9 protein-coding genes are annotated in these 11,864 nt (G+C 71.0%); 3 read left to right on the forward strand and 6 right to left on the reverse strand.

From position 1 onward, the window contains the following. Nucleotides 1-81 precede the first annotated feature (81 nt). Nucleotides 82-1,116 (forward strand): AI-2E family transporter, encoded by a 1,035-nt coding sequence (locus DMA15_RS19135; RefSeq protein WP_125517873.1) that lies wholly within the window; start codon nucleotides 82-84, stop codon nucleotides 1,114-1,116. A 66-nt stretch (nucleotides 1,117-1,182) separates the two neighbouring features. On the opposite strand, the gene DMA15_RS19140 is transcribed toward DMA15_RS19135, so the two are convergent. Further along, nucleotides 1,183-3,399: a SpoIIE family protein phosphatase gene (locus DMA15_RS19140; RefSeq protein WP_125514020.1), complete on the reverse strand. Its 2,217-nt coding sequence runs from the start codon at nucleotides 3,397-3,399 to the stop codon at nucleotides 1,183-1,185. A gap of 177 nt (nucleotides 3,400-3,576) precedes the next feature. On the opposite strand from DMA15_RS19140, the gene aspS reads away from it, so the two are divergent. Then, complete coding sequence (gene aspS / locus DMA15_RS19145; protein WP_125514021.1) at nucleotides 3,577-5,340, forward strand: aspartate--tRNA ligase; 1,764 nt, start codon at nucleotides 3,577-3,579, stop codon at nucleotides 5,338-5,340. A gap of 149 nt (nucleotides 5,341-5,489) precedes the next feature. Here the strand turns inward: aspS and DMA15_RS19150 are convergent, their stop codons facing one another. From DMA15_RS19150 to DMA15_RS19160, 3 genes are all read right to left on the reverse strand, one after another. Beyond that, nucleotides 5,490-5,669 (reverse strand): hypothetical protein, encoded by a 180-nt coding sequence (locus tag DMA15_RS19150; protein WP_125514022.1) that lies wholly within the window; start codon nucleotides 5,667-5,669, stop codon nucleotides 5,490-5,492. Nucleotides 5,670-5,817: 148 nt separating this feature from the next. Then, a complete protein-coding gene (locus DMA15_RS19155; protein WP_125514023.1) occupies nucleotides 5,818-6,519 on the reverse strand; it encodes a TetR/AcrR family transcriptional regulator in 702 nt (233 codons plus the stop codon). A 360-nt stretch (nucleotides 6,520-6,879) separates the two neighbouring features. Next, nucleotides 6,880-7,746 carry an NAD(P)-binding domain-containing protein gene (locus tag DMA15_RS19160; RefSeq protein ID WP_125514024.1) on the reverse strand — a complete coding sequence of 289 codons (867 nt, stop codon included), beginning with the start codon at nucleotides 7,744-7,746 and terminating at the stop codon, nucleotides 6,880-6,882. 116 nt (nucleotides 7,747-7,862) lie between these two features. On the opposite strand from DMA15_RS19160, the gene DMA15_RS19165 reads away from it, so the two are divergent. Further along, nucleotides 7,863-8,477, forward strand: coding sequence for a TetR/AcrR family transcriptional regulator (locus DMA15_RS19165; RefSeq protein ID WP_125514025.1), 615 nt, complete (start codon nucleotides 7,863-7,865; stop codon nucleotides 8,475-8,477). On the opposite strand, the gene DMA15_RS19170 is transcribed toward DMA15_RS19165, so the two are convergent. Both DMA15_RS19170 and metG read right to left on the reverse strand, forming a co-directional pair. Beyond that, on the reverse strand, nucleotides 8,407-9,285 hold the full coding sequence (locus DMA15_RS19170; protein ID WP_125517874.1) for an endonuclease/exonuclease/phosphatase family protein: 879 nt from the start codon (nucleotides 9,283-9,285) through the stop codon (nucleotides 8,407-8,409). The two genes, DMA15_RS19165 and DMA15_RS19170, sit on opposite strands and share 71 nt — an antisense overlap. A gap of 848 nt (nucleotides 9,286-10,133) precedes the next feature. Then, nucleotides 10,134-11,768 carry a methionine--tRNA ligase gene (gene metG / locus DMA15_RS19175; RefSeq protein ID WP_125514026.1) on the reverse strand — a complete coding sequence of 545 codons (1,635 nt, stop codon included), beginning with the start codon at nucleotides 11,766-11,768 and terminating at the stop codon, nucleotides 10,134-10,136. Nucleotides 11,769-11,864 lie beyond the last annotated feature (96 nt).

Genomic DNA, 11,864 nt, shown 5'->3' on the forward strand with positions numbered 1-11,864 from the left:
CGCGGGCGCCCCGGCAGGGACACGGCAGGCAGCCGTACATAACGTGCGCGGCGCCGGGCGGCGTGCTCGGGTGGGAGGGTGCTGACCCTTCTCCCCGAACCCGCCCGGCGCCTCGCCTCCTGGTGCGTGGTGGTGCTGCTCGTCGTCGGCGTGGCGGCCGTCGGCGTCTGGCTGTGCGTCACCTTCCAGACGGCCGTGACGCCGGTCCTGCTCGCCCTGCTCGGCACCGCGCTCCTCGGGCCGCTGTACCGGCGGCTGCTCAAGATGCGGGTGCAGCGCTCGCTGGCCGCCGGGCTGACCTGCGCGGCCGTCGTCGCCGTGGTCGGCGGGGTCGCCTACATCGTGGCCAAGGCCCTGATCGACACGGGCGACCAGATCATCGCCTCCCTGAGGACCGCGGCGACCGACCTCGCCAAGTACTTCGGGGCGGCCGGGACCTCGCTCGACGACATGGCGTCGAACGCCAAGGACCTGCTCGGCAAGTTCGGCGGAACGGCCGCGTCGGGCGTGCTCAGCGGACTCAGCGTCGTCGGCGAGATCATCGCCATGGCCGTGCTCGCGCTCCTGCTGGTCTTCTTCTTCCTGCGCGACTCCGGCAAGGCGATGGCCTCGCTGCGCTCCCTCGCGCCCGGCGACTCCGCCGATGTCGTGGAGGCCATGGCGCGCCGCGCCTTCGTGGCGGTCGAGGGGTTCATGCGGGGCACGACGATCATCGCGTTCATCGACGCCCTGTGCATCACCGTCGGGCTGCTGGTCCTCCGGGTGCCGGGAGCGGTGGGCCTCGGCGCGCTCGTGTTCGTCGGCGCGTACATCCCGTATCTGGGGGCGTTCCTGTCCGGCGCGATCGCCGTCCTCGTCGCCCTCGCCGACCGCGGCTTCGTCATCGCGCTGTGGGCGCTCGGCGTGGTCCTCGCCGTGCAGGTCCTCGAAGGACACATCCTGCAACCGGTGATCCAGAGCCGGACGGTCCAGATGCACCCGGCCGTGGTGATGCTGACGATCACGGCGGGCGCGTCCGTCGCCGGAATCCTCGGAATGCTCCTGGCCGTCCCCCTGACGGCAGCGGCCTTCGGAGTCCTGTCGGAACTGCGCTCCCGCTACTCCGCCACGCCATAGCGCCCCGAGGAGAGCGCCCCGAAGGGGCGCGGGGAACTGCGCGCCCAGCCCACGACAACGCGCGCGCTATAGACCCTCAGCCGAACCGCCCGAGACCCCCGCGTCCTCATAAAGCTCGAACCAGATGCTCTTGCCGTCCCCCCGAGGATCCACCCCCCACGCCCCCGCGAGCAGCTCCATCAGAACCAGCCCGCGCCCGGACGAGGCAAGCTCGCCAGGCCGCCGCTTGTGGGGCAGATCGTCGCTGCCGTCCGCGACCTCGGCCCGCAGCCGACGCGCGCCCGGCTCGCCGGTGACCTCGGCGACCAGCAGGGCGTCCCCGTCCGTGTGCACGAGGACGTTGGTGAGCATCTCCGAGACCATCAGGACCGCCGAGTCGACCTGGTCGTCGTCCGCCCAGTCGTGCAGCAGGTCCCGCAGATGGCGGCGGGCCCCCGCGACCCGCTCCGGCTCGGCCTGCGCGACCGTCAGGACGGTACGGCGGGCGTCCGTGCGCTGCTCGGGGCGGCTGGTCCTGCTCAGCAGCAGCACCGCTATGTCGTCCTCGCGGCGGTCGGCGAGCGGGCCGGTGGTGTAGTGCGAGGTGGGCCCGTGCACGGCCTGGACCAGGCGGTCGGCGAGGAGTTCGAGGCCGTCCTCCTCGTCCTCGCCGAGGTACCCCTCCAGGGTCGACCTGATCCGCGCCCAGCCGCTGTCCAGGTCGTGGCCGCCGGTCTCGATCAGGCCGTCCGTGCAGATCAGCATGGTCTCGCCGGGCTCCAGGACGAGACGGGTGGTCGGATAGTCCGCGTCCGGGTCGACGCCCAGCGGAAGCCCGCCCGCAGTAGGCCGCAGCAGAACCGTTCCGTCAGTCATGCGTATCGCGGGTTCGGGATGGCCCGCGCGGGCCAGTTCGAGGACGCCGGTCGCCGGGTCGGCCTCGACGTACAGGCAGGTCGCGAAGCGCGGGTCGTACACCGCCGACTCGTCGGCGCCGCTGCCGCTCGAACCGTAGGTGATCGACTCCGTGATCCCCGACAGGAAACGGGTCGCCCGCGACAGCACCGCGTCCGGGCGGTGCCCCTCGGACGCGTACGCGCGCAGGGCGATCCGCAGCTGGCCCATCAGCCCCGCCGCGCGCACGTCGTGCCCCTGGACGTCGCCGATGACGAAGGCGATACGGCCGTTGGGCAGCGGGATCATGTCGTACCAGTCGCCGCCGACCTGGAGGCCCCCGCCGGTCGGCACATAGCGGGCCGCCACGCTCATCCCCGGGATCTGCGGCCCGAGCATCGGCAGCATCGAGCGCTGGAGCCCCTCCGTCAGCTCCCGCTCGGACTCGGCGACCCCGGCCCGCGAGAGGGCCTGCGCCAGCATCCGCGCGACCGTCGTCAGGACGGAACGCTCGTCGGGCGTGAACGAGACGGGATAGGCGAAGGCGGCCATCCACGCGCCCATCGTGCGGCCCGCCACCGTCAGCGGCAGGAACGCCCACGACTGCCGCTCGAAGCGCCGCGCGAGCGGCCAGGCCGCCGGATAGCGGCGGCGGTAGTCCTCCGGCGAGGAGAGATAGACGGCGCGGCCGGTGCGTACGACCTCGGCGGCCGGATAGTCCGTGTCCAGCGGCATCGCGGAGAAGGGCCCGTCGTCGCCCGGCTGGTGGCCGTGGTGCCCGATGATCGAGAGCCGGTCGCCCGCCACCCCGAAGACGGCGAGCCCGTCCGGCGAGAACCCCGGCATGGAGAGCCCCGCCGCGACCCGCAGCACCTCTTCCGTCGACCGCGCCTCGGCCAGCGCGCGGCCCGCGTCGAGCAGGAACGCCTCGCGGGAGCGCCGCCAGTCGCCGGTGACGGGGGTGCGGGCGGCGGTGCCCGGCGCGGGCTCGGTCACCTCTTGCAGGGTGCCGATCAGCTCGTACGCCTCCGTGGCGTCGTGCAGGACGGGCTTGGAGCGGCTGCGTACGGTACGCAGGACCCGGCGTCCGGTGTCGTCCATGATCCGCAGCCGGGCCTCGGCGAGGGTGCCCTCGGCGACGGCGAGCTGGACGGTTCCGTAGATCTCGTTCCAGTCGACCGGGTGGAAGCGGGAGCGCACGGCCGCCTCGGTCAGGGTCTGGGCGCGCGCGGGCAGACCGAGGAGCCGGGCCGCCTCGGCGTCGAGCGTGACGGTCCCGGACGCGTTGTCCCAGCGCCAGAGCCCGGTCGCGATGGCGGCCAGGACGTCCCGCAGGGGAGGCAGGGACTCGTCCCCCACCTGCGAGAGGGGATCGTTCCCCACCTGAGAGGGGGGATCGTCGGTGCGCATTGACCCACTTTAGGAAGATGTACGGGCCCGCCGCCACCGATCCCCGGCAGCGCGGGCCTCTCGCCGGGTGGCCGCAGGGGGTGGCCCCGGCGGATATCCGGAAACCGATCTTCGCCCGGACGGTAGCCTTGGGAGGGTCTGCTCTCTCCCCTATTCGCGAAGACTGGATGAACGACGATGCATCGGTACAGGTCCCACACCTGCGGCGAGCTCCGCGCCTCTGACGTCGGCACCGACGTCCGGCTGAGCGGCTGGCTGCACAATCGCCGAGACCTGGGCGGCATTCTCTTCATCGATCTCCGCGATCACTACGGCATCACGCAGCTGGTGGCCCGCCCGGGCACGCCCGCCGCCGAGACGCTCGACAAGCTCTCCAAGGAGACGGTCGTGCGCGTCGACGGCAAGGTCGTCTCGCGCGGCGCGGAGAACGTGAACCCGGAGCTGCCGACCGGCGAGATCGAGATCGAGGCCGCCGAGGTCGAGGTGCTCGGCGCGGCGGGCCCGCTGCCCTTCACGATCAACGCCGAGGACGGGGTGAACGAGGAGCGGCGCCTGGAGTACCGCTTCCTGGACCTGCGCCGCGAGCGCATGCACCGCAACATCATGCTGCGCTCGGCCGTGATCGCCTCCATCCGCTCCAAGATGGTGGCCCTCGGCTTCAACGAGATGGCGACGCCGATCCTCACCGCGACCTCGCCCGAGGGCGCCCGCGACTTCGTCGTCCCCTCCCGCCTGAACCCGGGCAAGTTCTACGCGCTCCCGCAGGCGCCGCAGCAGTTCAAGCAGCTGCTGATGATCTCGGGCTTCGACCGCTACTTCCAGATCGCGCCCTGCTTCCGCGACGAGGACGCGCGCGCGGACCGCTCGCCGGGCGAGTTCTACCAGCTCGACGTCGAGATGAGCTTCGTGGAGCAGGAAGACGTCTTCCAGCCCATCGAGAAGCTGATGACCGAGCTGTTCACGGAGTTCGGCGGCGGCCGCGAGGTGACCTCCCCCTTCCCGCGGATCCCGTTCCGCGAGTCGATGCTGAAGTACGGCAACGACAAGCCGGACCTGCGCGCCAAGCTCGAACTGCACGACATCACCGACATCTTCGAGGGCTCCGACTTCAAGGCCTTCGCGGGCAAGCACGTGCGCGCGCTGCCGGTGCCGGACACGGCCTCGCAGTCCCGCAAGTTCTTCGACGGCCTCGGTGACTACGCCGTGGAGCACGGCGCCAAGGGCCTGGCCTGGGTGCGGGTGGCCGAGGACGGATCGCTGACGGGCCCGATCGCCAAGTTCCTGACCGAGGCGAACGTGGCGGAGCTGACCAAGCGGCTCGGCCTGGAGGCCGGGCACGCCGTCTTCTTCGGCGCGGGCGAGTTCGATGAGGTCTCGAAGATCATGTCGGCGGTGCGCGTGGAGGCCGCGAAGCGTGCCGGGCACTTCGAGGAGGGCGTCTTCCGGTTCTGCTGGATCGTCGACTTCCCGATGTACGAGAAGGACGAGGAGACGGGCAAGATCGACTTCTCCCACAACCCCTTCTCGATGCCGCAGGGCGGCATGAAGGACCTGGAGGAGAAGGACCCGCTCTCCATCCTCGCCTGGCAGTACGACATCGTCTGCAACGGCATCGAGCTGTCCTCCGGCGCCATCCGGAACCACGAGCCCGAGGTCATGCTGAAGGCCTTCGAGATCGCGGGCTACGACGCGGAGACCGTCGAGCACGAGTTCGCGGGCATGCTGCGGGCGTTCCGCCTCGGGGCGCCGCCGCACGGTGGCATCGCGCCGGGCGTCGACCGCATCGTGATGCTCCTGGCCGACGAGCCGAACATCCGCGAGACGATCGCGTTCCCGCTCAACGGCAACGCGCAGGATCTGATGATGGGGGCGCCGACGGAGCTTGATGAGTCTCGGCTGCGGGAGCTGAACATCTCCCTGCGGAAGCCTGCGGCGCAGTAGCGGTCGTTCTGGCTGCTCTAAGGCCCCGGAACCTGATGGGTTCCGGGGCCTTTTGTGTGCGTCTGCTTCTGCTGGTTCGTCTTCGAGTGCCGGTGCGTCGTGGCTGGTCGCGCAGTTCCCCGCGCCCCTGACGGGGCGCTCCTGCCGGGCTACGCGGCGTGTGTGGGGGTGGAGTTGGCTTCCGCTTCGGCCCATTCGGTGACGAGTTGTTCGTACACCCGTCGCTCGTCGGGCCTCAGGCGTCCGCCGGCGCTCAGCCACAGCGCACGGATCTCCTCGTTGACCTCGTCGGCGGTACGTCGCCGGTCGGGGGAGGGAGTCGTGGCCATGCAGTGAAGCTTACGTAGGGGAGTGTGAAGGCGGCGTCAAATTAAGCCATGACCCCGCATGACATAGCTCACCGTGAGCCGGGCGCGGCGCACGGTGAGTGGGTCCCAGTTGGCCGTGAACGGGGCCGAGTTGGCGCTTTCGCCGCCCTCAGCCGGCGGTGAGCCGTACCCCGAGCCCGTCGAGTACGCGCTGGAGGCCGTAGTCGAAGGTCTCCTCGCGCGTCTTGGCGGGGTCCTCGGCGCGGGGGTCCCGCTGTCCGGGGCCCTGCTGCGGCACCGGCAGGTCGGCGGCGAACTCCTGCTCGTTCTTGCCGCTGCGGGCGATCAGGGAGAGATAGGCGGCCTCGCTGGTGGCCATTCCGATGACGTACGAGATGACGGTGCTCAGCGCCCGCTCGGTCTCGTCGGCGGGGAAGCCGGCCGCCCCGTACACGGCGGCCATCCGCTCCGACATCCTCGTCACGTTCGGACCGAGGTGGATGAGGCCGACCTGGCCGAGGACGGAGGCGACCCAGGGGTGCCGCAGGATCATCGCGCGCAGGCTGTAGGCGCTGCGGGCGGCGGCGTCGCGCCAGTCGGCGGGGCCGGTCGCGGCGGGCACCTCGAGCTCGCCGTAGACCTCGTCGACGACCAGCTCGATCAGCTCGTCCTTGTTGGCGACGTGGCGGTAGAGGGAGGTGGCGCCCGCGTCGAGGCGGGTGCCGAGCTTGCGCATGCTGAGCGCCTCGATCCCGTCGGCGTCGAGCAGCCGCACGGCCTCGGCCACGATCTGCTCCCGGCTCAACTGCTCGCGCTGGCGCCGGGGCCGGGTCCACACCGAGGCGATCTCGGACTTCTGCTCAGCGGGCACGGGGGCCTCCTCGTACGTCCACGATTGGTCCCGCTATTGTAGCGCACGGTGTACGCATACTGCGTACGCTGTTGGCGGGACCTGTGCCAGCGGGCGAGGGCGTAGAGGTCGGTGCGCGTGGTGATGCGGTCGCGGGCGTCGTCGGGGAGGGGGATGCGGCGTTGGTCGAGGAGGCGGACGATGGTGCGGGCCCGCTCTTCGACTACGGCCTCGGCGGCACCCTCGGCCCTGCCCTCGAGATAGGCCTCCTCGCGGAGCGCGCCCCGGGCCCGCTCAGGCCCGGGTGTCCCGGGCCCGCGTCCGGTCGGTGCTCAGTATGGCGGTGGCGCCCGCTCCCGTCGTCCGGTTCTGCCGCTGGGGTCACCGCTTCTTCATCAGTTCCACCGCCCAGCTGAAGCTGTCCGCGCCGTGGCCCGCTTCGACCACTCGGTGGAAGACGTGCTGGATCGCCTCGGGGAACGCCGTGTCCACGCCCGCGTCCGATGCGGTGTGGACCACGTGGTCCATGCTGGCCAGGCCCATCGCGGCGCGGTCCACGTCGCCCTCGTGGTTGCCCGCGTCGATGCGGGAGGCGTAGAAGTCGACGAAGTGGCCCATGCCCGCGAAGTTCTCCGTGACGTAGGGGGCGATGTCGGTGGCCGTGAGGCCGTGGGCGTCGGCCAGGGCCACGGCCTGCCAGTAGGCGATCATCGATGGCCAGAAAACGGCCATGTTCAGCTGGTACATCAGCGCGGCGAGGCCCGGGTCCTCGCCCCGGTAGTCCGTCCTGCCGGTCAGTACTTCCAGGGCCTCCCGGTGGGTTTCGTACGCCTCGCGCGGGCCGCTGTAGAACGTCGACGCGTCGGCCGTGCCGATCAGGGGCGGCGGGCACAGGACGCCCCCGGTGAGGTGCGTGCCGCCGCGTTCCGTCACCCAGCGGGCGCCCGCTCGGGCCTTCTCCGGGGTGTCCGAGCTGAGGTTCACCAGGGTGCGGCCCGCGAGCGCCGCCTCGGCGGGTTCGAGGATCGCGTACATCGCGTCGAGATCCGTGAGGCTGAGGATCGTCAAGTCGGAGGCGGCCAGGGCCTCTTCGGGGCTCGCGGCGAGGGTCGCGCCGCGCTTCACCAAGGCGTCGGCGCGGGACGGGGTGCGGTTCCAGAGCGTGACTCGGTAGCCCCGGTTCAGGTAGGCGGCGGCCATGGCCTGGCCCATCGGGCCCAGACCGATGACGGTGATCGTGCGAGACATGCGGTTCCTCTGTTCGTGGAAGTGGGCTAGAACGAGCGCTCTATTTAGCGGCTCGGGCAGAAGGTAGCACAGGTCTAGAACGAACGCTCTACTTAATGGACGGGTAAGGTGAGGCCATGACCCACAGCAGCGCCGCGAAGAGCGCGAACCCCAGTACCCGTGACCGGATCGTCGTCGTCGCCGCACGGCTCATCCAGCGGCAGGGGTACGTGGGTACCGGCATCAAGCAGATCGCCAAGGAGGCGGACGCCACGCTCGGCTCCGTCTACCACTTCTTCCCCGGCGGCAAGGAAGCCGTCGCCGTGGCGGCCCTCGCGTACAGCGCGGAGGAGTTCGCGGAGATGCTGCGGGAAGGGCTGGAGGGGGCCGGTGCCGGCGCGGGTGACGGTGGTCCTGGTGCTGCCATCGAGCGGTGCGCGGGTGAACTCGCCGTCGCGCTGCGGGAGTCGGGGTGGATCGACGGCTGCCCCGTCACGGCCGCGGCCCTGGAGACGCTCGGCACGGACTCCGAGATCCAGCGGGTCTGCGCGGAGGCGCTGCGCGGCTGGGAGCGGATCGTCGAGGAGCGGCTCGCAGCGGCGGGCCTCGCCCCCGGGGACGCGCGGGAGCTGGCGACGACGGTGATCAGTACGTTGGAGGGCGCCGAGGTGACCGCGCAGGTCAGCCGGAGCGAGGAGCCCCTGCGGGCGGCTGGGCGGCAGTTGGCGCGGCTCGTCGGGACGTACGTGTAGGGGCCAGGTCGGTGTGGACCAGGTGGTGGTCCGAGTACGGGGTGGGATGCACGGCGTGCCGGAGCGGGGCGAGGTCCCGCAGGAAGATGTAGTCGAACTTGGCGTGCCAGTCGGTGGTCGTCTCGCAGGTGCCGGGGGTGGCTTCGGGGGGCGGGGGCTGGCAGTGGGGGTCCGCGTCCGTGGCCAGTGACCACATTCTGGTGAGTTCGGGGGTCTCCGGTACGGCGTTGAAGTCGCCGAGCACGATCGCGCGTTCGTACGGGGTGACGGCTGTGGCCAGTACGCGGGTCTGCTCCGCGCGGACCGCTTCCTGGCGCCGCTGGGCGAGGTGGGTGTTGAAGACCCGGGTGGGCCGGCCGCCGACGGTGGTGGTCACGGCCAGGTAGCCGCGGTCCTCGGAGCCGCCGTCGGGGTACTCCACGTGCGTACGGTCCGTCATCGGGGTCGCCGAGAGGATCGCCTGGCCGAAGGCGCCGGGGCGCCAGGGCCAGCCTCCGCAGCGGCCGCGGTTGCGCAGGACCGTCCCGTACTCGACGTGGTAGTCGAGGCCGTAGAGGTGCTTCAGGTAGTCGCGGATCTTCTCCACGTCACGCACGCAGGCCTCTTGCAGGCCGATGATCTGGGGCGCGTAGGTGGCGATCTCCGCGGCTCGGCCGACGTTGCTCTCGTCGCAGGGGTTGCAGATGTTCCACGTCATGACCCGGCCCGGTACGACGGCCTCGGCGGCCTGCGGGGGCAGTGGTCTGGCGAAGAGGGCGCCGTCGGTCGGGGTGCTGGGGCCGAGGAGCGCGGTGCAGGCCACGGTCATGGCGCCTGCGAGCAGCCGCGTGCCTCTTCTCAAGTGGCCTCTCCTTCAACGGGCGGTACCTGACGTGTCCGGCTTCTCCCCTGGTGCCGCCGGGGCTCACGGGTGAGGGTAAGCGGGCTTCGGGCGGGGGCGCCTGGCTTTTCGGGACGGGGAGGCTCCGGTGCCGGGGGCCTCGTGCCTTCGGCACGGGGTGCGTGTGCTCTGCGGGTGTGGGCTCCGGTGCTGGGGGCCTGGCGCCCTCGGCCCGTGGTTCCGGGTTCTCGGTGCGTTGAGGCTCGCCGTCCGTTGGCGGCGTCGCACTTCGCCGCTTCGCGGCGGCTTTCCCACCCACCCACCCGTTTGCCCGGCATCGCATGGCTGGAGTACCGGGGCCGGGCCCTGGCGGGCTTTCCCACCCACCCACCCATCCGTTTGCCCGGCATCGCATGGCTGGGGTACCGGGGCCGGGCCCCGGCCGGGCTTGTGGCGCGGGGCGAACGGGTGGGTGGGTGGGGGACACCCGCCGCGAAGCGGCGAAGGGCGTGAGGCGGGCGCCGGGGGCAGGACAGCGGGCGGCACACGGGCCGGGGCGGCCGGGGCCGGCTCGGCGTGCGTGACGTGATCCCGGGCGGCTGGGCGAGCCGGGGCTGGGTCGCGCGGCTCGGTGGGTCGGGGCGGCAGGGGCAGGCTCCGGCCCTCATGGGAAAGTCCCGGCGCGGTCGCGTTGAAGTGTGGGCGCAGGGACCACGCGGGGCGAGGTGGGCCGGGGCGGCAGAGGCAGGCCCCGGCCCTACGGGAAAGTCCCGGCGCCGTCGCGTTGGAGTGCGGGCGCCGGGACTTCAGGGGGCGGGAGGGAGAGGGGGCCGTCGTTAGGACTGGGGCTTTTCCTCCAGGCGCGGGAACAGCACCGCTCCCTTCGTCACCGTCGAGCCCACCGGAAGCCGGCCCCACGCGCCCGCGTCCGCCACCCGCTGGTCGGCCAGCGCGCCCAGCGTGGCCTCCGCGCCGAGTGAGTCCCACAGCTTCTGGGACGTCTCCGGCATGACGGGGTTGAGCAGTACCGCCACCGCGCGCAGCGAGTCGGCCGCCGTATAGAGGATGGTCGCGAGGCGGGCCCGGCCCTCCTCCGACTCGTCCTTGGCCACCTTCCACGGCTCCTGCTCCGTGATGTAGCCGTTGACCTGCTTGACGAAGGCGAAGATCGACAGGATGCCGGACTGGAAGTCCAGCTCATCGCCGATCGCGCGGTCGGCGTCCACGACGGCCTTGGCGAGCCCGTCCTCGACCGCCTTCTCGGCGTCGCCGGACGCCGTCGCCGCGGGCAGCTCGCCGCCGAAGTACTTGCCGACCATGGCCGCGACGCGCGAGGCGAGGTTGCCGTAGTCGTTCGCCAGCTCGCTGGTGTAGCGGGCGGAGAAGTCCTCCCACGAGAACGAGCCGTCCTGCCCGAAGGCGATCGCCCGCAGGAAGTACCAGCGGTACGCGTCCACGCCGAAGTGGGACGTGAGGTCCTGCGGCTTGATGCCGGTCAGGTTCGACTTCGACATCTTCTCGCCGCCGACCATCAGCCAGCCGTTGGCCGCGATCCGGCCGGGCAGCGGGAGGCCCTGCGCCATCAGCATGGCGGGCCAGATCACCGCGTGGAAGCGGAGGATGTCCTTGCCGACCAGGTGGACGTCGGCGGGGAAGGTGGCGTCGAACTTCTCCTGGTTCGCGCCGTACCCGACCGCCGTGGCGTAGTTCAGGAGCGCGTCGATCCAGACGTAGATGACGTGCTTGTCGTCCCACGGGACCTTGACGCCCCAGTCGAACGTCGAGCGGGAGATGGAGAGGTCCTGAAGGCCCTGCCTGACGAAGTTCACGACCTCGTTGCGGGCCGACTCGGGCTGGATGAAGCCGGGGTTCGCCTCGTAGAGGGCGAGGAGCTTGTCGCCGTACTCGCTGAGCTTGAAGAAGTAGTTCTCCTCCTTGAGGAGTTCCACCGGCTTCTTGTGGATGGGGCAGAGCTTCTGACCCGCGAACTCGCCGTCGGCGGCGCCGTCGATCAGGTCGCCGGGGAGCTTGTACTCCTCGCAGCCCACGCAGTACGGGCCCTCGTACCCGCCCTTGTAGATCTCGCCCTTGTCGTACAGATCCTGGACGAACTCCCGCACGCGGTCCGTGTGACGCTTCTCCGTCGTACGGATGAAGTCGTCGTTCGCGATGTTCAGGTGCTCCCAGAGGGGCTTCCAGGCCTCGGTGACGAGCTTGTCGCACCACTCCTGGGGGGTGACGTCGTTCGCCTCGGCCGTGCGCATGATCTTCTGACCGTGCTCGTCCGTGCCGGTGAGGTACCACACCTTCTCGCCGCGCTGACGGTGCCAGCGCGTGAGCACGTCCCCTGCAACGGTCGTGTAGGCGTGGCCCAGGTGAGGAGCGTCGTTTACGTAGTAGATGGGGGTCGAGACGTAGAACGCCTTCGCGTTCTCGTCCGCTCCCTGCTTCTCGGATCCAGTGGCCGCCATGGTCGAAATCCTAACGGCCCCGTGAAGATCCACTCACCTCGATTCCAGCGGGCGGACCGGGGCGCTCCGGCCCTCCCCGGTCCACCTCTGGAACCT

This window comes from Streptomyces sp. WAC 01529, assembly GCF_003945545.1.
GTDB classification, from domain to species: domain Bacteria; phylum Actinomycetota; class Actinomycetes; order Streptomycetales; family Streptomycetaceae; genus Streptomyces; species Streptomyces anatolicus.

Bases quoted from the DNA above. Each gene is read 5' to 3' on its own strand.
- DMA15_RS19140 (WP_125514020.1), bottom strand. From the start codon at position 3,399: ATGCGCACCGACGATCCCCCCTCTCAGGTGGGGAACGATCCCCTCTCG.
- aspS (WP_125514021.1), top strand. From the start codon at position 3,577: ATGCATCGGTACAGGTCCCACACCTGCGGCGAGCTCCGCGCCTCTGAC.
- DMA15_RS19150 (WP_125514022.1), bottom strand. From the start codon at position 5,669: ATGGCCACGACTCCCTCCCCCGACCGGCGACGTACCGCCGACGAGGTC.
- DMA15_RS19160 (WP_125514024.1), bottom strand. From the start codon at position 7,746: ATGTCTCGCACGATCACCGTCATCGGTCTGGGCCCGATGGGCCAGGCC.
- DMA15_RS19165 (WP_125514025.1), top strand. From the start codon at position 7,863: ATGACCCACAGCAGCGCCGCGAAGAGCGCGAACCCCAGTACCCGTGAC.
- DMA15_RS19170 (WP_125517874.1), bottom strand. From the start codon at position 9,285: ATGACCGTGGCCTGCACCGCGCTCCTCGGCCCCAGCACCCCGACCGAC.
- metG (WP_125514026.1), bottom strand. From the start codon at position 11,768: ATGGCGGCCACTGGATCCGAGAAGCAGGGAGCGGACGAGAACGCGAAG.